Source organism: Pseudomonas paraeruginosa PA7, from assembly GCF_000017205.1.
Taxonomy (GTDB): Bacteria; Pseudomonadota; Gammaproteobacteria; order Pseudomonadales; family Pseudomonadaceae; genus Pseudomonas; species Pseudomonas paraeruginosa.
The window spans coordinates 4,356,384-4,376,190 of sequence record NC_009656.1 but is presented as its reverse complement, the minus strand read 5'-3'; the positions used below and the strand labels follow the sequence as shown (position 1 = coordinate 4,376,190).

General features: G+C 66.3%; 18 protein-coding genes. 3 read left to right on the top strand and 15 right to left on the bottom strand.

Annotated features, from left to right (window positions below):
- Positions 1 to 23: 23 nt before the first annotated feature.
- The 12 genes from PSPA7_RS20125 to PSPA7_RS20065 all read right to left on the bottom strand — a co-directional run bounded on the left by PSPA7_RS20125 (position 24) and on the right by PSPA7_RS20065 (position 13,491).
- Positions 24 to 860: a bifunctional allantoicase/(S)-ureidoglycine aminohydrolase gene (locus tag PSPA7_RS20125; protein WP_003086528.1), complete on the bottom strand. Its 837-nt coding sequence runs from the start codon at positions 858 to 860 to the stop codon at positions 24 to 26.
- Positions 861 to 994: 134 nt separating this feature from the next.
- The gene (locus PSPA7_RS20120; RefSeq protein ID WP_003152739.1) at positions 995 to 1,897 is read right to left on the bottom strand and encodes a LysR substrate-binding domain-containing protein; all 903 of its coding nucleotides are present in this window, start codon (positions 1,895 to 1,897) and stop codon (positions 995 to 997) included.
- Between the two features lie 113 nt (positions 1,898 to 2,010).
- Positions 2,011 to 2,727: a UTRA domain-containing protein gene (locus tag PSPA7_RS20115; protein ID WP_003152740.1), complete on the bottom strand. Its 717-nt coding sequence runs from the start codon at positions 2,725 to 2,727 to the stop codon at positions 2,011 to 2,013.
- Positions 2,728 to 2,807: 80 nt separating this feature from the next.
- Positions 2,808 to 3,461 (bottom strand): HAD family hydrolase, encoded by a 654-nt coding sequence (locus tag PSPA7_RS20110; protein ID WP_012076690.1) that lies wholly within the window; start codon positions 3,459 to 3,461, stop codon positions 2,808 to 2,810.
- A 69-nt stretch (positions 3,462 to 3,530) separates the two neighbouring features.
- Entirely contained in the window at positions 3,531 to 4,868 is a 1,338-nt protein-coding gene (locus PSPA7_RS20105; protein WP_012076689.1) for an MFS transporter, read from the bottom strand.
- Between the two features lie 577 nt (positions 4,869 to 5,445).
- Positions 5,446 to 5,814: a DUF2195 family protein gene (locus PSPA7_RS20100; protein WP_003151958.1), complete on the bottom strand. Its 369-nt coding sequence runs from the start codon at positions 5,812 to 5,814 to the stop codon at positions 5,446 to 5,448.
- Between the two features lie 189 nt (positions 5,815 to 6,003).
- Positions 6,004 to 6,198: a hypothetical protein gene (locus PSPA7_RS20095; RefSeq protein ID WP_012076687.1), complete on the bottom strand. Its 195-nt coding sequence runs from the start codon at positions 6,196 to 6,198 to the stop codon at positions 6,004 to 6,006.
- Positions 6,199 to 6,205: 7 nt separating this feature from the next.
- A protein-coding gene (locus PSPA7_RS20090; protein ID WP_086008392.1) for an IS3-like element IS222 family transposase occupies positions 6,206 to 7,368 on the bottom strand; the annotation gives its coding sequence in 2 pieces (ribosomal slippage) (positions 6,206 to 7,113 and positions 7,113 to 7,368; 1,164 coding nt in all).
- 60 nt (positions 7,369 to 7,428) lie between these two features.
- Entirely contained in the window at positions 7,429 to 7,797 is a 369-nt protein-coding gene (locus PSPA7_RS20080) for a BRO-N domain-containing protein (RefSeq protein ID WP_012076684.1), read from the bottom strand.
- Positions 7,798 to 8,328: 531 nt separating this feature from the next.
- Positions 8,329 to 8,862, bottom strand: a complete 534-nt coding sequence (locus tag PSPA7_RS20075) for an REP-associated tyrosine transposase (RefSeq protein WP_012076683.1) — start codon at positions 8,860 to 8,862, stop codon at positions 8,329 to 8,331.
- A gap of 227 nt (positions 8,863 to 9,089) precedes the next feature.
- Positions 9,090 to 10,337, bottom strand: coding sequence for a ribonucleotide-diphosphate reductase subunit beta (locus PSPA7_RS20070; RefSeq protein WP_003086547.1), 1,248 nt, complete (start codon positions 10,335 to 10,337; stop codon positions 9,090 to 9,092).
- A 262-nt stretch (positions 10,338 to 10,599) separates the two neighbouring features.
- Positions 10,600 to 13,491, bottom strand: coding sequence for a ribonucleoside-diphosphate reductase subunit alpha (locus PSPA7_RS20065; protein WP_012076682.1), 2,892 nt, complete (start codon positions 13,489 to 13,491; stop codon positions 10,600 to 10,602).
- A 732-nt stretch (positions 13,492 to 14,223) separates the two neighbouring features.
- Between PSPA7_RS20065 and PSPA7_RS20060 the strand changes: the two genes are divergently transcribed.
- The 3 genes from PSPA7_RS20060 to PSPA7_RS20050 all read left to right on the top strand — a co-directional run bounded on the left by PSPA7_RS20060 (position 14,224) and on the right by PSPA7_RS20050 (position 17,137).
- Complete coding sequence (locus PSPA7_RS20060) at positions 14,224 to 14,934, top strand: winged helix-turn-helix domain-containing protein (protein ID WP_003151962.1); 711 nt, start codon at positions 14,224 to 14,226, stop codon at positions 14,932 to 14,934.
- Positions 14,935 to 14,991: 57 nt separating this feature from the next.
- Positions 14,992 to 16,608, top strand: coding sequence for an ATP-binding protein (locus PSPA7_RS20055; RefSeq protein ID WP_012076681.1), 1,617 nt, complete (start codon positions 14,992 to 14,994; stop codon positions 16,606 to 16,608).
- A 319-nt stretch (positions 16,609 to 16,927) separates the two neighbouring features.
- On the top strand, positions 16,928 to 17,137 hold the full coding sequence (locus PSPA7_RS20050) for a cold-shock protein (protein ID WP_003082372.1): 210 nt from the start codon (positions 16,928 to 16,930) through the stop codon (positions 17,135 to 17,137).
- A 105-nt stretch (positions 17,138 to 17,242) separates the two neighbouring features.
- On the opposite strand, the gene PSPA7_RS20045 is transcribed toward PSPA7_RS20050, so the two are convergent.
- From PSPA7_RS20045 to dapE, 3 genes are read right to left on the bottom strand one after another with little or no spacing between them, the layout of a single operon-like run.
- The gene (locus PSPA7_RS20045; protein ID WP_003151966.1) at positions 17,243 to 17,626 is read right to left on the bottom strand and encodes a hypothetical protein; all 384 of its coding nucleotides are present in this window, start codon (positions 17,624 to 17,626) and stop codon (positions 17,243 to 17,245) included.
- Positions 17,627 to 17,643: 17 nt separating this feature from the next.
- The gene (locus PSPA7_RS20040; protein WP_012076680.1) at positions 17,644 to 18,447 is read right to left on the bottom strand and encodes a putative RNA methyltransferase; all 804 of its coding nucleotides are present in this window, start codon (positions 18,445 to 18,447) and stop codon (positions 17,644 to 17,646) included.
- Positions 18,447 to 19,598, bottom strand: coding sequence for a succinyl-diaminopimelate desuccinylase (gene dapE / locus PSPA7_RS20035; RefSeq protein ID WP_012076679.1), 1,152 nt, complete (start codon positions 19,596 to 19,598; stop codon positions 18,447 to 18,449). The genes PSPA7_RS20040 and dapE overlap by 1 nt, the downstream gene beginning before the upstream one ends.
- Positions 19,599 to 19,807: the final 209 nt, after the last annotated feature.

Genomic DNA, 19,807 nt, shown 5'->3' with positions numbered 1-19,807 from the left:
CAGGTTCGGGCTAGCCGTTCTCCTCAATGCGGCGCATTGAGGGTCAGGCGCATGTGCCGGTTGACGTCCTTGTACAGCAGGTAGCGGAAGCGACCCGGGCCGCCGGAATAGCAGGCCTGCGGGCAGAAGGCGCGCAGCCACATGAAGTCGCCGGCTTCCACCTCTACCCAGTCCTGGTTCAGGCGGTACACCGCCTTGCCTTCCAGCACGTACAGGCCGTGCTCCATCACATGGGTCTCGGCGAAGGGGATCACGCCGCCCGGCTCGAAGTTGACGATGTTGACGTGCATGTCGTGGCGCATGTCGCTCATGTCGACGAAGCGCGTGGTGCTCCAGCGGCCCTCGGTGTCCGGCATCACCAGCGGCTGGATGTCCTGCTCGTTGGTGACGAAGGCTTCCGGCAGCGGTACGCCGTCGACCTTCTGGTAGTGCTTGCGGATCCAGTGGAAGCGGGTGTGCTGGCCGGTGGTGTTGCGCACCTTGTAGTCGGCGCCCGGCGGGATGAAGGCGTAGCCGCCCGGCTGCATGGCATGGACCTGGCCCTGCAGGGTCAGGCTCAGCTCGCCTTCCACCACGAACAGCACGGCCTCGGCGTTGGGATCCTGTTCCGGCTTGTCGCTGCCGCCGTTGGGCGCCAGTTCGACGATGTACTGCGAGAAGGTCTCGGCGAAGCCGGACAACGGGCGGGCGATCACCCACATGCGCATGTTGTCCCAGAAGGGCAGGTGGCTGGTGACGATATCGCGCATCACGCCCTTGGGAATCACGGCGTAGGCTTCGGTGAACATCGCCCGGTCGGTGAGCAGCTCGGTCTGTGCCGGGTGCCCGCCGTGCGGCGCGTAGTAGCTGGACTTGGACATGGAGCGTTTCCTCGTTGTTGTCTTGCTGCCGACGCGCGCCGCCGGATGAAGCGGGCTGGGCACGAGCCGTTGCTGACGGCAACGATATCCAGCGCCCCTCGCATGCACAAATTAAATGTTGGAATCCACCGTATTCATTTATCGAATGTGGGCCGGCCACGCGTATCTTCCGCCAGCACCCGCGATAGCACGCGTGCCAGCGCCTTCACCATCGGGTCCGCCGCCGGCCGGTGCAGCAGCGCCACTTCGAACACGTCCACCGCCGGTAGCCCGGCGTTCTTCGGCAGCACCGCATGGCCTGCGCTCACCGCGCGCAGCGGCAGCAGGCCGATGCCCATGCCATCGGCGATGGCCGATTGCAGGCCGCTGAGGCTGGAACTGGTGAAGCTGATGTGCCAGCGCCGGCCGACCGCCTCCAGCGCGGCGATCATCTCGTCGCGATAGACCCCGCGCGGCGGGAAAGTGACGATCGGCAGCGGATCGAGGTCGATGCAGGGGTTCCTGGCGCTGTCGACCCAGCGCGTCTTTTCCGGCCAGCAGGCCAGCGCCTCGCGGCTGGCGCGGCGCTGCTTGAGCAGTACCAGGTCGAGTTCGCCGCGGTCGTAGCTGGCGCTGAGGTCGCGGCTCATGCCGCTGGTGACCTCCAGCTTGACCTGCGGGTAGCGCCGGTTGAACGCCGCCAGTTGCTCGGTGGTGCGGCCGGCGGCGAAGTCGTCCGGCACGCCGATGCGTACCGTCAGCGCCACGGTGGCGCCGGACAACGCCTCGGCCAGCTCGTCGTTCAGCGCCAGCAGGCGGCGGGCGTAGCCGAGCAAGGTATCGCCGGCATCGGTCGGCAGCACGTCGCGGTTGCCGCGTTCGAGCAGGCGGTGCCCGGCCAGTTCTTCCAGGCGCCGGACCTTCTGGCTGACGGTCGACTGGGTCGAGTGCAGGCGCGCGGCGGCGGTGGTGAAGCTGCCGCAGTCGGCCACCGTGACGATAGCACGGAGCAGGTCGAGGTCGAACAGGCGGCTATTCGGTTTTTCACTGTCGCTCATGGCGATATCGCGTTTTCGAATGACCACCCGCTTTTAGCAGGTCGCCGCGGTCCGTCGCAATCCTCGGCGCCGGCGCGACGCGTTCCGGCCAACCGTGGGGAGGGCGGGAGGCGCTACTCGGGCACCTCGACGTTGACCTGCAGCGCGTCGTGGCGCCAGTACTCCAGGTCGCAGTCGATCAGGCGTCCCGACTGGTCGCGGTTGACCCGCACGATCCGCAGCGCCGGGCTGCCCACCGAGACCCGCAGCGGCCCGGCGGCCTCCGCCGGGAGGATGGTCGGGAGCATCTCGAAGCGCACCCGGCCGTAGCGGATGCCGTAGTGATTGGCGTAGAGATCGGTCAGCGAGCGAGTCAGGTCGAAGCGCTCGATGCCGGGAAAGTAGGCGGGATTCAGGTAGTGCTCGACGTACAGCACCAGCCGCCCGTCGACCCGCCGCGCCCGGCGGATCTGGAATACCCGCGACAGCGCCGGCAGCTCCAGGCGCTGGCAGATGTCGACGCTGGCCGGGATCATCGCCGCGCCGAGCACCTCGGTCTCCGGCACCCGGCCCTGGTCGGCGACCATCGCGTGGAAGTGGCTGCGCACCAGCGGGTTGTACAGCAACCGCTGCGGCGAGACGAACCAGCCGCGGCGTTCCTCGCGGTAGATCAGGCCCTGGTCCTCCAACTGGCCGAGGGCCTCGCGCAGGGTGATGCGGGTGGTCGAGAACAATTCGCTCAGTTGCCGCTCGCTGGGCAGCTTGCTGCCGCGCGCGAGCAGGCCGCGCTCGATCTGCTCGCGCAGGGACTGGTAGATCACCGTCAGGGGGCGGGACGGCTCGTCGCGCATATCGGCGCTTCTCCGCTGGGGCTTCGGGGGCTACAGGGTAATGCTTCCGGGCCGCCGGCGGTATAGCGCGGCGCGCCTTCTCAGCGCCACTCCAGCACCGGCCAGCCGGCCTCGCGGGCGTGGCCGAGCAGCGCCGGGTCGGGGTTCACCGTGTGCGGCCGGTCGACCCGCGAGAGCAGCGGCAGGTCGTTGCGCGAGTCGGAATAGAAGGTCGCGCCGGCCAGCGTCTCGTCCTCCTGGGCCAGCCAGGCGTCGAGGCGCCGGACCTTGCCCTCGCGGTAGGTGAGGGTGCCGCGGGTGCGCCCGGTGTAGAGACCATCGCGCTCCTCGATGTCGATCGCCAGCACCTCGTCCACCCCCAGCCGGCGGCCGATGGCGCTGACCAGGAAGTGCGCCGAGGCGGAGATGATCAGCAGGCGGTCGCCGGCCCGGCGGTGGCGTTCCAGGCAGCGCACGGCGTCGGCGTGGATGCGCGGTACGATGATCCGCGCGACGAAATCCTCGACGGCGCTGGCGATCTCCGCCGGGGTACGTCCGGCGATGGGCGCCAGGCTGAAGTCCATGTAGTCCTCCATGGCCAGCCGACCCTCGGCGTAGAGTTCCATGAGGCGGCTTTCCTGGTGCAGGAACGCGGTCTTCTCGACCCAGCCCAGTTCGGTCATGTAGCGCCCCCAGAGGGTCGCGCAGTCACCGTCGATCAGGGTGTCGTCGAGGTCGAAGAGGGCAAGTGGCATAGGCAGTTCCTTGTTCGCTGATGGTTGGCCCGGCGCGCCTGGCGGCCGGGCGGGTGAGTGGGGAAAGCTTCAACGCGCCTTGCCGGCCGCCAGCAGCGGCGCGCCGGCGATGCTCGCCGCCGGCTCGGCCTGGCGCGCGCCCGGCCGGCTGTTCCAGAACGGCACCAGCAGCAGGCTGGCGAGCAGCGCGGTGGCGGTGAACACGAAGAACACCGTGAGGGTATCGAAGTAGCCCGGCAGCAGGCCGCCGAGGATCGCCCCGACCGAGCCGCAGCCGTTGACGAAGCCGGTGGCGGTGCCGGCCGCCTCGCTGGTGCCGAAGTCGATGGCGGCGGCGCCGCTGATCATCGAGTCCGGCCCGTAGAGGGTGATGCCCATCATGAACAGCAGGCCGACCACCAGGTACAGGCTGCCGCTCTGCATCGCCGGCACGAACAACGCCAGGCACACGGTCAGCGCCGCCAGGCTGAGCACGCAGGCCGGCATGCGGCGGGCGCCGAACAGCTTGTCCGAGGCCAGGCCGATGAGGATCGGCCCGGCCAGCCCGGCGACTTCGAAGGCCGAAGGCACGATGGCCGAGGCGACCTTGCCGATCTCCGGCATGCGTTCGTAGATGATCACCGGGCCCCAGAGCAGGATCGCGTAGCGCGCCGGCTTGAGCAGGAAGTAGGCGATGCCGAGGACCAGCACGTGGGGATTCCTCAGCGCCTTCGACAGGGCGCCGGAATGGCTCGGCCGGGGCGCGTTGGCGGAGGGCGCGGCCTCGGCCTCCACGGGCGGCAGGCCGACGTCCTGCGGACGGTTGCGCTGGAGGAAGAAGAACAGCACGGCCACCGCCAGCACCACTCCCGCCGAGCACAGGAAGGCCATGCGCCAGTCGTGCGTCAGCTGGTAGGCGCACCAGCCGGCGAACGGCGTCGCCACCAGCCCGCCGAAGGCGTAGCAGGTACTCCACAGGCCGAGCACGCGGCCGCGCTCGTGGGTGGCGAAGAAGGCGCCGATGTTCTTGCACAGCCCCGACCAGCCGGTGGACTGCGCCAGGCCCTGGACCACCATGCAGGCGGCGAAGATCGGCAGGGTGGCGAAGGTGCCCATCGCCAGCGCTGCCAGCGCCGAGGTGAGCAAACCGCCGAGCACCACCACGCGGGTGCCGAAGCGGTCGGCGAACACCCCCCACATGAACTGGCCCACGGCGTAGGCGGCCAGGTAGAGGGCATCGAGATCGGCCATGGCGCTCTTGTCGAGTTCGAAGGAGGGGTCTTCGGCGATGCCGAGCTTGGCCACCGAGAAGGCCTTGCGGGTGAAGTAGAAGGCGGCGTAGGCCAGCCAGGTGATGACGAAGATCTGGATGCGCCAGCGCTGGAGCGATTGCCAGCCACGGTGCAGGGTACCGTTGTGGTTGTTCATGTGGGTCCCTATGGGTCTAGACAGTGCGGGGAGGTTGTTCTTGTTGTGCTGCTGCAAAGCTGTCCGGATGCATGGTCTAGGCCAGATGCCTTTGACCATGACTTTTTTCACGCAAGGTTGGGGCTGGTGACGCGCTCCTTCTCGGCCATGCCGAGATAGCCATGGGGTGTTGATCAGTAATGGCGGGGCTTGCCCGGCGATCCGATCAGGCGGATCGGTGAACGGAGGCCAATCTAGCACCGTGATTTTTATTGGTATAGACCAAAAATAGTGCAAAAGGATTCGAATTTTGCGAGGGAATGCCCTGGATTAATGCAAAAGCCTCGCACCGGGAGGAGGGATGCACGGCATTTATTGAGAAATTTCAGGGATTTGGAATAGACCAGATTTTCGATGGATAGGCCGAAGACCCGCCCGGCTGGATGCAAGGCGGGCTTTCATCGTGGAAGCAGGCGCGGAAGGCGAGCATTGGCCGGAGATCCGAGATTGTCGCCGGTGTGCCGGTTTCAGAGCGGTGAAGCGCCGTTTGCAAGACAGGTGGAGGCGCCGCGCCGGCCGTCGCTGGATCGGTGGACAGTCAATCGGCGCTGGCGCAGCCGAGACGCACCGCGAGCGTCCTGTCAGTCGCCAGTCGCGTATCCGCCGCCAGCATCAGCGTGCGGACGCCTTCGTGGCGACCGTCGAGCAGGCCTTCCTGAAGGACCAGCGCCTGCGCATTGGCCTGCGTGGCCAGCAGCCGATAACGCACCAGCGCCGAGGTACAGCCGCATTCGCCGGTGGAACGCCGGGCCTCCAGGGTGAGTGGCAGGTGCAACTGGCCCTCCGCCGTGTGCGGCGCACCGAGCCGGGCGGCGAGGCAGGCGGAGAGGGCATTGTCGAGCGTCGCCGCGTCGGCGAATGGGGCGGCCAGGCAGAGGCTGCCGAGGAGCAGGGCTTTGGCGTCCATGTCGGGGTTCCGCTGGGGCTGAGAGGGAATCATGGCTGAGGTGGGCGGGTGCTGCCAGCCCAGGAGGGTTATCAAGGAAAAACGTCTGGCTGAAACCGCCGCTCTATCCGGTGACGAGCGTCGACTTGCATGAACGAGTGGCGTCCGCCATTGCTCAAGCCCTGACTCCTTTCAGGGCATGTGGCGGGATCAGGCCCGGATCAGCGGGCGTGGGCTGTCGAGGAAGTGCGGGCAGTCGGAGAGGGGGATCCAGGTCTTGCCTTGCCAGTGCAGGGTGTCGATCTCGGCGGTTTTCCAGCGCAGCATGGCGCGCTGGGGCGTGGCGTGGGGGCGGGACTGGCTGCGCAGGCAGGGCAGCACCGAGCCGCTGACCCAACGACGCATGTAGTGGTCAACCCATCCCGGACAGTGGGTTGAGTTTTTCTTCGGCCACCGCAGGCGGTAGCCCGTCGTTGAATTGATGCGGCCTGATCCAGTTGTAGCGGTGCATCAGGTAATGACTGATGTCCCGTTGGGCCTCCTGCGCCGTCAGGTAACCCGTTGACGGGACCCACTCCGACTTCAGACTGCGGAACAGGCGCTCCATCGGCGAGTTATCCCAGCAATTCCCCCGACGGCTCATGCTCTGCTGCATCCGATAGCGCCAGAGCCGTTGCCGAAACAGGCGGCTGGCGTACTGGCTGCCCTGGTCTGAATGGAACAGCACCTGCTGTGGCCTGCCGCGCTGTTCGTAGGCCATGTCCAGGGCCTTGATCACAAGCTCGGCATCCGGCTTGGCCGAGAACGCCCAACCGATCACCCGCCGGGTATGCAGATCCAGCACCGCGGCCAGGTAGTGCCAACGGCCTTGCGCCCAGACGTAGGTGATGTCGCCACACCACACCTGATTGGGATGCTCGGTCGCGAATTCGCGGTTCAGCCGATTCGGGATATCCGGCCGCTCAACCGTGGCCTGTTTGTAGGCGTGCGAGCCCGGTTGCTTGCTAACCAGGCCCAGCTCACGCATCAACCGACGCACTCGGAAACGGCCGATGGTCACGCCCTCTTCGCGCAGCATGCCCAGAATGCTGCGGCTGCCGGCCGAGCCCCGACTCTGGCTGAACAACTGGTTGACCTGGCTGCGTAGCGCCACGCGGCGAGCATCGACACGCCGCCGTCGAAGACGGTGGACGTAGTAGCAAGACCGCGCCACATCGAAAGCTGAACAGACCACTTCCACCGACTCCTGCTCACTCAACTGGTCTATCAGCGCGTACGATCGAGTTCGTCCGACATCAAGAGAGCGGTAGCCTTTTTTAATATCGCTTTCTCCCGCTCCAGGCGGTTGATCCGGGCTTCCAGCTTCTGGATCTTTTGCTGCTCAGGCGTCAACGCCTTGCTCTTCGGGGTCACACCCTGGCGCTCCGCCTCGAGCTGCTTCACCCAACGGCGCAAGGCCGAGTCCACCACCCCCAGCGAACGGCAGGCGTCGATATGGCTGTAGCCTTGGTCCAGCACCAAGGCGGCAGCCTCTCGTTTGAACTCGGCGGAAAACGTACGTCGTTGCTTGCTCATCAGACACCTCTCTCACGGCGAGGATTCTCGCCTAAATCGGTGTCCGGGATCAGTAGACCACTACAGCAAGCCTCGCGCCGCGCCGGGTACGGCGAGCCAGAGCAGGGCGTAGAGCCCGGACTCGCTGACCAGGCAGTCCTGACGTGGCCCGTGGCGTTCGTCGTGGAGCCAGGCGAGCCGCCACTGGTCGGCATCCAGATGCCGCTCCAGCGCATGGCAGAGGGCGAACAAGCGCTCGCGCTGTTCCGCCGTCGCCAGCGACCACGGCGCCTCGTCACACAACGCCGCCGGCGCCCGACCGCCCAGGTAACGGCCCAGCAGCCGTGCCAGGTCGGAGAACACGAACCAGCCTTCCTCATCCAGCAGCACGGCGCGCAGGACCCGATGGTGGTGGGTGAAACGGCTGGGGTGGAGGAGGGTGTCAGACATGGCGCACCTCCGGGGAGGTGGTGTTGGTGTCGTGCCGCGAGGGGATGAATGGGGTGGGTTGAAAAACGAATGGCATACGCATTTCCTCAATGGAATACACCGCTACTTTCGGGAGCGGTTTGCCGCTGGGTGGTATGCGTTCTTAGCGCCGAAGAATGATTATGGAGCGCACCGATAGCGGTCAACGGTAGGGCGAATAACTGCAAAGCAGTTATCCGCCGATTCTCTGAAGCCATTGCTTGTACATCGACTTGACGAAGTTCTTTCAATCCCCCGATGCTCGGGCGTTACAGGAAAATCCTGTGTAGTTGCGGATAACGCTTCGCGTTATTCGCCCTACCTCTTCCAGAGAAACATCGACGCTCCGGTCCGCCCCATCAGGAGGCCGAGCGGAATCGTCGTGTAGGAGGTCGAATGCAGGGGCAAGCGCTTTGGTTACTTTCTCGGGGCCGGCCATCCTGCGAGGCCGAGAAAAAGACTTGGTAGCCGGGGTAGAGCGAGTAACGGCACAGCCGTTATCCGCCAGCAGACTCAAACCCGCTCCGCCGCTCGGACCTCCAAGGAAGGATCACCGGCCCAATCCTTGGGATAAAGCCCTTCAGCTACGGCCCGGTGGAAGGTGGAGAAGGGCCAGTCCTTGACCGCCGTAACCAGCCCGTGTTTCACAGGGTTGAGATGGATGTAGTCGAAATGGCGCCGGTAGTCCGTGTCATTGCGAATCAGGTGTTCCCAGTAGCGGTGTTGCCAGATGGCGCGTTGTCCTCGCCGCCGTTGCGCGAGGGTACGTGATTCGTGGCAGGGGATGCGCCGTGCGAAGCCGGACTTGATGACCTTCCAGCGGGTGGCGAAATCGGCATCGTGGGGCGGCAGGGTCCAGAGGCAATGCATGTGTTCCGGCAGCACGACCCAGGCATCGATGCGGAAGGGATGCCGGTGCCTGGTCTGAGCGACCACGCGGCGCAGCAGGTCGATTTCGCGGGTCAGCAGGTTAGAGCGGCGGTCATGCAGGGTGACGGTGAAGAAATAGGTGCCGCCAGGGACCCAGGTTCGTCGGTAGCTTGGCATTGGGGATCATCCGTGTATCCAGAGGGATTTCGGAGCGTACCTTGGCCAGGTGGCGGATAACGCTGCGCGTTATTCGCCCTACGAAGGTTTCAGATTGAGTGAATGGTTGGGCATGTTTTTCTCTTTAATGAAGAGCCCCGCACAAGGCGGGGCTCTTTTCTCTACCACTGCCCCAAAAATCCCTTTCCGGCAACAGCGTCTAACGGTCTTGACCTAAATCGAGAATCTCAATCCCAGCTCAGTGCTCCGCCCGTCTGGTACTCGATAACCCGCGTCTCGAAGAAGTTCTTCTCCTTCTTCAGGTCCATGATCTCCGACATCCACGGGAACGGGTTGGTGGTCCCCGGATACTCTTCCTTCAGGCCGATCTGGGTCAGGCGCCGGTTGGCGATGAACTTCAGGTAGTCCTCCATCATCGCCGCGTTCATCCCCAACACCCCGCGCGGCATGGTGTCGCGCGCGTATTCGATCTCCAACTGGGTGCCCTGGAGGATCATCTGGGTCGCCTCGTCCTTCATCTGGGCGTCCCACAGGTGCGGGTTCTCGATCTTGATCTGGTTGATCACGTCGATGCCGAAGTTCAGGTGCATCGACTCGTCGCGGAGGATGTACTGGAACTGCTCGGCGGTGCCGGTCATCTTGTTGCGGCGGCCCATGGAGAGGATCTGGGTGAAGCCGCAGTAGAAGAAGATGCCTTCCAGCACGCAGTAGTAGGCGATCAGGTTGCGCAGGAACTGGCGGTCGGTTTCCGGGGTGCCGGTCTGGAACATCGGGTCGGAGATCGAGCGGGTGTACTTCAGGCCCCACGAGGCCTTCTTCGCCACGCTGGGGATCTCGTGGTACATGTTGAAGATCTCGCCCTCGTCCATGCCCAGCGACTCGATGCAGTACTGGTAGGCGTGGGTGTGGATCGCCTCTTCGAAGGCCTGGCGCAGGATGTACTGGCGGCACTCGGGGTTGGTGATCAGGCGGTACACGGCCAGCACCAGGTTGTTGGCGACCAGGGAGTCGGCGGTGGAGAAGAAGCCGAGGTTGCGCATGACGATGCGCCGCTCGTCTTCGCTGAGGCCGTCCTTGCTCTTCCACAGGGCGATGTCGGCGTTCATGTTGACTTCCTGCGGCATCCAGTGGTTGGCGCAACCATCCAGATACTTCTGCCAGGCCCAGTCGTACTTGAAGGGGACGAGCTGGTTGAGGTCGGCGCGGGCGTTGATCATCTGCTTGTCGCCGACCTGCACGCGCGCGGCGGAGCCTTCGAGGTCGTCCAGGCCTTCCTGGATGTCGAGGTCGTTCAGGGCCTTCTTGGCGCGGGCGACGGCGTCGGAGTCGTCGGCGGAAACGGCGCGCGCTTCTTCCACCGAGCCGGCGGCTTCGTCGTCCAGCTTGTCATGGCCCTGGGCAACGGCCTGGGCGGCGGCGGGCGCGGCCTTGGCTTCGGTCGGGTCTTCTTTGTCGAATTCGTCCCAGCTCAGCATCTTGCTCTCTCCTGGTCTGGCGGCCGTCTCGGCGGCCTGGATATGGGGCGTGAGGTGCACGCGAAAGCGGTGGTCCGGCACGGTCTGGCCGGGCCGTTCTTCTCCCCCGGAGGGAAGAAGGGGATTGTTCCTGGCCCTGGCGAGGGGCCTTGCGCTGCCAGCGTGGCGCTGGACGAGCGACCGTCAGGCGCCGGGCAGGCGAACCCACGCGAGGAGTCCGGCTTGCCCGGCCGCGACACGGACGCCGTTCAGCGACGCGCGATCACTGGCAGGCTTCGCAGTCGGGGTTGTCGATGCTGCATGCCTGCGGCACCGGTGCCGGCTTCGGCTCGGCGGCCGGGGCGGCTTGCAGGCCGTCGTTGCCACCGGCCGACACGGCGTTGAGCTTGCCGGTGTTGATGGTGGACTTCTCGGTGCTGGTGGCGGCCAGGGCACGGAGGTAGTAGGTGGTCTTCAGGCCGCGGAACCAGGCCATGCGGTAGGTCACGTCGAGCTTCTTGCCCGAGGCGCCGGCGATGTACAGGTTCAGCGACTGGGCCTGGTCGATCCACTTCTGGCGACGGCTGGCGGCTTCGACGATCCAGCGGGTCTCGACTTCGAACGCGGTGGCGTAGAGGTCCTTGAGGTCCTGCGGGATGCGCTCGATCTGCTGCACGGAACCGTCGTAGTACTTCAGGTCGTTGACCATGACCGGGTCCCACAGGCCGCGGGCCTTGAGGTCGCGCACCAGGTAGGGGTTGATCACGGTGAACTCGCCGGAGAGGTTCGACTTCACGTACAGGTTCTGGTAGGTCGGCTCGATCGACTGCGAGACGCCGGTGATGTTGGCGATGGTCGCGGTCGGCGCGATGGCCATGATGTTCGAGTTGCGGATGCCTTTCTGTACGCGCTCGCGCAGCGGCGCCCAGTCGAGGGTTTCCGACAGGTCGACTTCGATGTACTTGGCGCCGCGCTCTTCGATCAGCTTCTTCTCCGAGTCGATCGGCAGGATGCCTTGCGACCACAGCGAGCCCTGGAAGGTCTGGTAGGCGCCGCGCTCGTCGGCCAGGTCGCAGGACGCCTGGATCGCGTAGTAGCTGATGGCTTCCATGGACTGGTCGGCGAAGGCGATGGCCGCGTCCGAACCGTAGGGGATGTGCTGCAGGTACAGGGCGTCCTGGAAGCCCATGATGCCCAGGCCTACCGGACGGTGCTTGAAGTTGGAGTTCTGCGCCTGCGGGACCGAGTAGTAGTTGATGTCGATGACGTTATCGAGCATGCGTACCGCGGTCTTGACGGTCTTCTCCAGCTTGGCGGTGTCCAGCTTGCCGTCGACGATGTGGTTGACCAGGTTGATCGAGCCCAGGTTGCAGACGGCGATCTCGTCCTTGTTGGTGTTCAGGGTGATCTCGGTGCAGAGGTTCGAGCTGTGCACCACGCCCACGTGCTGCTGCGGGCTGCGCAGGTTGCACGGATCCTTGAAGGTCAGCCACGGGTGGCCGGTCTCGAACAGCATGGAGAGCATCTTGCGCCACAGGTCCTTGGCCTGGACGACCTTGTGCAGCTTCAGCTTGCCGTAGCTGGCCAGGGCCTCGTAGTACTCGTAGCGCTCCTCGAAGGCCTTGCCGTAGAGGTCGTGCAGGTCGGGGACGTCGGACGGCGAGAAGAGGGTCCAGGAGCCGTCGTCGAAGACGCGCTTCATGAACAGGTCGGGGATCCAGTTGGCGGTGTTCATGTCGTGGGTACGACGACGGTCGTCACCGGTGTTCTTGCGCAGCTCGAGGAATTCCTCGATGTCCAGGTGCCAGGTCTCCAGGTAGGCGCAGACCGCGCCCTTGCGCTTGCCGCCCTGGTTGACCGCGACCGCGGTGTCGTTGACCACTTTCAGGAAGGGCACGACGCCCTGGGACTTGCCGTTGGTGCCCTTGATGTAGGAGCCCAGCGCGCGCACCGGGGTCCAGTCGTTGCCCAGGCCGCCGGCGAATTTCGACAGCATGGCGTTGTCGTGGATGGCGCCGTAGATGCCCGACAGGTCGTCCGGCACGGTGGTCAGGTAGCAGCTGGAGAGCTGCGGACGCAGGGTGCCGGCGTTGAACAGGGTGGGGGTGGAGCTCATGTAGTCGAAGGACGACAGCAGGTTGTAGAACTCGATGGCGCGTGCCTCGCGGTCCTTCTCCTCGATGGCCAGGCCCATGGCCACGCGCATGAAGAAGATCTGCGGCAGTTCGAAGCGGATGCCGTCCTTGTGGATGAAGTAGCGGTCGTACAGGGTCTGCAGGCCGAGGTAGGTGAACTGCTGGTCGCGCTCGTGATCGATGGCCTTGCCCAGTTTCTCCAGGTCGAATTCCTTCAGCTTGGCATCGACCAGCTCGAACTCGGCGCCTTTCTCGATGTAGGCCGGCAGGGCCTTGGCGTACAGCTCGGCCATTTCGTGATGGGTGGCGCTCTCGGCCACGCCGAGGAAGCCCAGGGCTTCGGCGCGCAGGGTGTCCATCAGCAGGCGGGCGGTGACGTAGGAGTAGTTCGGCTCGCGCTCGACCAGGGTGCGCGCGGTCATCACCAGGGCGGTGTTGACGTCCTTCTCGGCGACGCCGTCGTAGAGGTTCTTCAGGGTCTCGCGCTCGATCAGCGCGCCGTCCACCTCGGCCAGGCCTTCGCAGGCTTCGCTGATGATGGTGTTCAGGCGGCCCATGTCCAGCGGCGACAGGCTGCCGTCGGCGCGGGTGATGCGGATGCTCGGGTGCGGCTGGGCGACGTCGCTGGTGGCGCCGGCGTTCTTGCGCTCGGCGGCGCGGGCTTCGCGGTAGATCACGTAGTCGCGGGCGACCTTCTGCTCGCCGGCGCGCATCAGGGCCAGTTCGACCTGGTCCTGGATCTCTTCGATGTGGATGGTGCCACCGGACGGCATGCGGCGCTTGAAGGTGGCGGTGACCTGCTCGGTCAGGCGGCGCACGGTGTCATGGATACGCGACGAGGCGGCGGCGGTGCCGCCTTCCACGGCGAGGAACGCCTTGGTGATGGCCACGGTGATCTTGTCATCGGTGTAGGGGACTACAGTGCCGTTGCGCTTGATCACGCGCAGCTGGCCCGGCGCGGTGGCGGCCAGATCCTGCGACGAATCGGCGGCCTGCGGCGCGTTGGCCTGCGGGTTCTCGCGTGTGGTGTCGGTATGCATGGGTGGGTATCTCCACGTTCTCGTAATGGTTTTGCTAGCGGGCGCCGGGGCGCCCATTCCCTTGAATCGATAAAGAGCCGGGCAGCCGGCCTCGCGGCGGCTGCTTCATTCGAATGCTGAGGGTGGGGACTGTGAGTGCCTCCCTGGCCCTGGCGGGTTCGTGGCGTTTTGCCGGCGAACACAATACCTAGTGGTGTTGACTGTCTGTTTACAGTGTCCGTTGCAACACCCGTACCGCTTTTCCAACGCCATGAAGGGCTCCCCGCGGTGAGCACCGCCGATGCTTTCAATACGTCTGGAAATGGCTTTTTTCGGAGCCGCCGGAGCCATCTGAGTGGTCCGTGCGCGGTTGGTTCCGTTGTAGCCGTTCGTTCGCTCGAAACCCAAGATATAGGGGGTGGCGCCGATGAGGATACAAGATAATGCGCTAATGGGGTGTTTGCAAGGTAACAGTCTGGGGGAAACCTGTGGATAAAGTGTGGGTCTTCTGTGCGTGATTCCTAGGAATCGTCCGTAGGCCGCGGCAGCGCTGGAGAATGCCATTCGTCGCCCTCGGAAAGCACCGTCGCAGACCTGTTCCCCAACCTTTCGGGGCGCGCACCCTACCCACAATATGTAGTGTTTGCAAGATGTTCCGCGCCCGCTGCCGCGCGGCGTCCGTATTGGCTACAATGCGGGCCGCTCCGAGAGGGCCGCACGGCGGCCCCGGGACCGCGATACGAAGGAGGCTGTGTGGAGCAAGAAGCCTGGCGCATCCTGATCGTCGAGGACGATCGACGCCTGGCCGAGCTGACCCGGGAATACCTGGAAGGCAACGGCCTGAAGGTCGACATCGAGGCCAACGGCGCGCTGGCCGCGGCGCGCATCCTCGCCGAGCGCCCGGACCTGGTGGTGCTCGACCTGATGCTGCCGGGCGAGGACGGGCTGTCCATCTGCCGCCAGGTGCGCCCGCAGTTCGACGGCCCGATCCTGATGCTCACCGCGCGCACCGACGACATGGACGAGGTGCTCGGCCTGGAGATGGGCGCCGACGACTACGTGTGCAAGCCGGTGCGCCCGCGCGTGCTGCTGGCGCGTATCCGCGCCCTGTTGCGGCGCAGCGAGGCCCCGGAAACGGGCGCGCCGCCCTTGGACAGCAAGCGCCTGGCGTTCGGCCGCCTGGTGATCGACAACGCGATGCGCGAGGCCTGGCTGGACGAGGCCACCATCGAGCTGACCAGCGCCGAGTTCGACCTGCTCTGGCTGCTGGCGGCCAACGCCGGGCGCATCCTCTCCCGCGAGGAGATCTTCAATGCCCTGCGCGGCATCGAGTACGACGGTCAGGACCGCTCCATCGACGTGCGCATCTCGCGGATCCGCCCGAAGATCGGTGACGACCCGATGCATCCGCGGCTGATCAAGACCGTGCGCAGCAAGGGCTATCTGTTCGTCGGCGAGGGCTGAGCCGCGTTCGCCGCGCCGGCCCGCCCGGCCGGCATCGACACCCATGGGGGCTCGCCGATGAAATCCATCTTCCTGCGCATCTATGGCGGCATGCTCCTGGCCCTGCTGCTGGTCAGCGGCCTGGGCCTGTTCGGCCTGCACTGGATCAACGAGGTACGCGGCGAGCACTACCGCGAGGAACTGGCGCGCGGCACTTTCCGCCTGATGGCCGACAACCTGCAGCCGATGAGCGCCACCGAGCGCAAGCGCGCCCTGGCGCAGTGGAGCCGGCTGATGGGCATCCCGCTGCGGCTGGTCGGACTGGACGAGCTGCGGCTGGACGGGCGCAGCCGCGCGCGGCTGATGAACGGCCAGGTGCTGGTGAAGCAGACCGCCGAGCACACCGTCACCGTGCATACCCAGGCCAGCGCCACCGAGGGCCTGGTGCTCAGTGGCGAGGTGCAGCAGGTCAGCGAGCAACTGGCGCGGGCCACGGTCTACCTGCTGATGGACGAACTGGTGCGCTACCCGGCCAGCGAGCAGCCCTACCACCTGGCGCGGATCGTCCGCGACAAGCGCTTCGGCTTCCCGGTGCACCTGCTCCAGGTCAAGGAGCTGGACCTCGACGACGACCAGCGCCGGCGGGTGGTGGAAGGCGATACGGTGATGGCGCTGGGCAAGGACGGCGACTCGATCCGCATCTTCGCCGGCATCCTCGACACGCCCTGGGTGCTGGAGCTGGGCCCGCTGTACCAGATGAACCTCTATCCGCCGCAGCTGCTATTGCTGCTTGGCGCCCTGTGCCTGGGCTTCATCGGCCTGATCATCTACCTGCTGGTGCGCCGCCTGGAGCAGCGTCTGCGCAGCCTGGAGGCGGCGGCCTCGCGGATCGCCCGGGGCAGCCTGGACACCCGCGTCGAGGTGCGCGGCGGCGACTCGGTGGGCCGCCTGGGCGCGGCCTTCAACCACATGGCCGAGCATATCCACCGGCTGCTGACGGTGCAGCGCGAGATGGTCCGCGCGGTGTCCCACGAGCTGCGCACGCCGGTGGCGCGGCTGCGCTTCGGCCTGGAGATGATCGAGACCGCCGAGACCGACGCTGCCCGCCTGAAATACCTGGAGGGGATGGACAACGATATCCAGGACCTCGACAAGCTGGTCGACGAGATGCTCACCTACGCGCGGCTGGAGCAGGGCTCGCCGCCGCTGACCTACCAGCGCGTGGAGCTGGGCGCGCTGGTGCGCCAGGTGGTGGAGGAGATCGCCCCGCTGCGCCGCGAGGTGCTGGTCAGCTGCGAGGAGGGAGTGCTGCTGCCGGAGGAGCTGGGCAGCTGGGTCGAGGCCGAGCCGCGCTACCTGCACCGGGCCCTGCAGAACCTGCTGACCAATGCGCTGCGGCATGCCGATCGTCGGGTCAGGATCAGCTACCGGGTCAGCCTGGAGCGGTGCCGGGTGGATGTCGAGGACGACGGGCCGGGGGTGCCGGAGGCGCAATGGGAGCGGCTCTTTACGCCATTCCTGCGCCTGGACGACAGCCGCACCCGGGCTTCCGGCGGGCACGGCCTGGGGCTGTCGATCGTCCGGCGGATCGTCTACTGGCATGGCGGGCGGGCCTCCATCGGCCGCAGCGAGACCTTGGGCGGCGCCTGCTTCACCCTGGCCTGGCCGCGCAAGGCGGGTTTGCGCGACCGCTGAAAAGCTGACGGAAATATGGCAGCTAGCTATCTGCAAGTGCATGCGCAGACGTATTCCAGGCGTAGCGAAAACATATCGAAAGGCCAGTCCCGCCGGGCGTGGCAGGTATTCCGCCAGGGGCTAAAAAAGTCCTTTTCAGTTGGACTCGTTTGTTTATACTCCGGGACGCGGTGGCTAGTGGAACGCCATTCGAAATGCCCGCTCCAACGGCATTTTGCCGGGGTCGGATAACAAGAACAGCGTTGCGCAGCCGAACCGTCGAAGTCTTCCCGGATTGGGAAGGCCACTTATAAAAAATTGCAAGTTGGAGAGTGTGGTAATGGCTGATCGTGAGGTCGGAACCGTCAAGTGGTTCAATGACGCCAAAGGTTATGGATTCATTCAACGCGATAGCGGTCCGGACGTGTTCGTTCACTACCGCGCCATCCGCGGCGAGGGTCACCGCTCCCTGGTGGAAGGCCAGAAAGTGGAATTCTCGGTGATCCAGGGCCAGAAAGGCCTGCAAGCGGAAGACGTCTCCAAGGTCTGATTCCCGCAAGCAAAAGCCCGTCGCGAGACGGGCTTTTGTCATCCAGCGCATCTACCCCGCCAGGCCCGCCAACGGGCGGCCCTCGCAGCGCGGGGTTTTCGTCGTTCAGCCGGTGCGCCAGGTGATTTCCTCGACGCCCTCGGCGCTGACCCGCAGCCAGCGGTCGGCGTCTTCCTCGCCCTGGTTCTCGTCCCAGCCGCCCGGCGCGCAGCGGATCTCCACGCCCAGCGCGGCCTGCGCGGCCCTGGCGCAGGCGAGGTCGTCGTCCCAGGGCGTGCTGTCGCTCTCGAGGAACAGGCTGTGCCACTTGCCCACCGCCTTCGGCAGCCAGGTGACGCGCACCGCGCCGTGTTCGCCGCGTGCCGTGCACTTGAGGGTCTGGCCGCGTTCCTGCCACGGGCCGCAGGGGCCCAGCGCCTGTTCCAGCCAGGCGGCGACGGCCGCGTGCTCGGCGTCTTTCAGGTAGATCTCGATATCCGGTTGGCGCATGGGGTCCTCGGGGACGGTCAGTCGCGTTGCAGCCAATCGTAGCGCACCGCCACGCTGACTTCGAAGGGTTCGGCGAGGATCCGCGCGCGGCGCTCGGCGTTGACCCGCCAGCCGTGCGGGGTCATGGCCAGGAGGTTTTCCCGCGCTTCGTAGCTGTCCAGGGCCAGACGGAAGCTGAGGGTTTCCGTATGGCGCAGGCTGAGCGGCGCGGGCAGGCCGGCGAGGTGCTTGTCGTCGGCGTAGTCGCGCACGTCATCGTAGAGGCGCTGGCGCAACTCCAGCAGGTGCGCGCTGGCCGGGCCCAGGCGCAGCACGCCGCCGCCGGGGGCGAGGACGCGCACCGCCTCGTTCCAGTCGATCGGGCTGAATACGCTGGCGATCAGCTCGCAACTGGCCTCGGCCAGCGGCAACCGCGCCATGCTCGCCACCAGCCAGGTCAGCTGTGGCGCGCGACGGCAGGCGCGCTTCACCGCCTCGCGGGAGATGTCCAGGGCGTAGCCCTCGGCGTCGCCCAGGGCTTCGCCGAGCTGGGCGCTGTAGTAGCCTTCGCCGCAGCCGATGTCCAGCCAGCGCCGTGGCGCGCGCTCGGCGGCCAGCTCGGCCAGGCGCCGGGCCAGTGGCGCGTAGTGGCCGGCGCCGAGGAACTGGCGGCGGGCCTCGACCATGGCGGCGTTGTCGCCCGGGTCGAGGCTTTTCTTGTGCTGCACCGGCAGCAGGTTCAGGTAGCCCTGGCGGGCGCGGTCGAAGCGGTGCCCGGCGGGGCAGGCGACGCCGTTGTCGACCGTCCCCAGGGCGGCGGAGCAGAGCGGGCAGATCAGCATCAGGCGAGCAGCCTCACCAGGGTCTGGTAGTAGATCTCGGTGAGCAGTTCCAGGTCGCTGGCCAGGACCCGCTCGTTGACCTGGTGGATGGTGGCGTTGACCGGGCCGAGCTCGACCACCTGGGTGCCCATGGTGGCGATGAAGCGTCCGTCGGAAGTACCGCCGCTGGTCGAGGGCCGGGTCTCGCGGCCGGTGACCGCCTTGATGCTGGCGGCCACCGCGTCGAGCAGCTCGCCCGGTTCGGTGAGGAACGGCAGGCCGGACAGCGCCCATTCGACGTGCCAGTCCAGGCCGTGCTTGTCGAGGATCGCCTCGACGCGCTTCTGCAGGCCTTCGACGGTGGATTCGGTGGAGAAGCGGAAGTTGAACAGCGCGCTCAGTTCGCCGGGGATGACGTTGGTGGCGCCGGTCCCGGAGTTCAGGTTGGAAATCTGGAAGCTGGTCGGCGGGAAGAAGGCGTTGCCGTCGTCCCAGTGTTCCGCCGCCAGTTCGGCCAGCGCCGGGGCAGCCAGGTGGATCGGGTTCTTCGCCAGGTGCGGGTAGGCCACGTGGCCCTGCACGCCGCGGATGGTCAGCCTGGCGCCGAGGGAGCCGCGGCGGCCGTTCTTCACCACGTCGCCGACCAGGCTGGTGCTCGACGGTTCGCCGACGATGCACCAGTCCAGGCGCTCGCCGCGCGCGGCGAGGCGCTCGACCACCGCCTTGGTGCCATGGTGGGCCGGGCCTTCTTCGTCGCTGGTGATGAGGAAGGCGATGGCGCCCTTGTGCCCGGGATGGTCGGCGACGAAGCGCTCGACCGCGACGATCATCGACGCCAGGCTGCCTTTCATGTCCGCCGCGCCGCGCCCGCAGAGCATGCCCTGCTCGTCGATCAGGGCGTCGAAGGGTTGGTGCTGCCAGGCCTGCACCGGCCCGGTGGGGACCACGTCGGTGTGCCCGGCGAAGCACAGCACCGGGCCGTCGCCGCCGCGCCGCGCCCAGAAGTTGTCCACCTCTTCGATGCGCATCGGCTCCAGGGCGAAGCCGGCGGCTTCCAGGCGGCGCATCATCAGGGCCTGGCAATCGGCGTCGACAGGGGTGACGGAGGGGCGGCGGATCAACTCGCAGGCGAGTTCGAGGGTCGGCGAGAGACTCGGCGAAGAGGCGGTCATGGGGAGGGCATCCTGAACGGGTCGAGCGGGAAAGGGGGAATCTTAAAGCATAAACGCTGGCGAAGGGGCGCCGTTTAGGCGGGCGTTTCGGATCGGCAACCTCGGCGCGGCGGCGGATAACCGCGTTACGGCTATCCGCCCTCCGGAGTATCCAGCGCCCGGATCGGGCACAGGCGAGTAGCGCGAAGCGCTACCCCCGGGCGGGTTTC

Bases quoted from the DNA above. Each gene is read 5' to 3' on its own strand.
- PSPA7_RS20125 (WP_003086528.1), bottom strand. From the start codon at position 860: ATGTCCAAGTCCAGCTACTACGCGCCGCACGGCGGGCACCCGGCACAG.
- PSPA7_RS20120 (WP_003152739.1), bottom strand. From the start codon at position 1,897: ATGAGCGACAGTGAAAAACCGAATAGCCGCCTGTTCGACCTCGACCTG.
- PSPA7_RS20115 (WP_003152740.1), bottom strand. From the start codon at position 2,727: ATGCGCGACGAGCCGTCCCGCCCCCTGACGGTGATCTACCAGTCCCTG.
- PSPA7_RS20110 (WP_012076690.1), bottom strand. From the start codon at position 3,461: ATGCCACTTGCCCTCTTCGACCTCGACGACACCCTGATCGACGGTGAC.
- PSPA7_RS20105 (WP_012076689.1), bottom strand. From the start codon at position 4,868: ATGAACAACCACAACGGTACCCTGCACCGTGGCTGGCAATCGCTCCAG.
- PSPA7_RS20100 (WP_003151958.1), bottom strand. From the start codon at position 5,814: ATGGACGCCAAAGCCCTGCTCCTCGGCAGCCTCTGCCTGGCCGCCCCA.
- PSPA7_RS20095 (WP_012076687.1), bottom strand. From the start codon at position 6,198: ATGCGTCGTTGGGTCAGCGGCTCGGTGCTGCCCTGCCTGCGCAGCCAG.
- PSPA7_RS20080 (WP_012076684.1), bottom strand. From the start codon at position 7,797: ATGTCTGACACCCTCCTCCACCCCAGCCGTTTCACCCACCACCATCGG.
- PSPA7_RS20075 (WP_012076683.1), bottom strand. From the start codon at position 8,862: ATGCCAAGCTACCGACGAACCTGGGTCCCTGGCGGCACCTATTTCTTC.
- PSPA7_RS20070 (WP_003086547.1), bottom strand. From the start codon at position 10,337: ATGCTGAGCTGGGACGAATTCGACAAAGAAGACCCGACCGAAGCCAAG.
- PSPA7_RS20065 (WP_012076682.1), bottom strand. From the start codon at position 13,491: ATGCATACCGACACCACACGCGAGAACCCGCAGGCCAACGCGCCGCAG.
- PSPA7_RS20055 (WP_012076681.1), top strand. From the start codon at position 14,992: ATGAAATCCATCTTCCTGCGCATCTATGGCGGCATGCTCCTGGCCCTG.
- PSPA7_RS20050 (WP_003082372.1), top strand. From the start codon at position 16,928: ATGGCTGATCGTGAGGTCGGAACCGTCAAGTGGTTCAATGACGCCAAA.
- PSPA7_RS20045 (WP_003151966.1), bottom strand. From the start codon at position 17,626: ATGCGCCAACCGGATATCGAGATCTACCTGAAAGACGCCGAGCACGCG.
- PSPA7_RS20040 (WP_012076680.1), bottom strand. From the start codon at position 18,447: ATGCTGATCTGCCCGCTCTGCTCCGCCGCCCTGGGGACGGTCGACAAC.
- dapE (WP_012076679.1), bottom strand. From the start codon at position 19,598: ATGACCGCCTCTTCGCCGAGTCTCTCGCCGACCCTCGAACTCGCCTGC.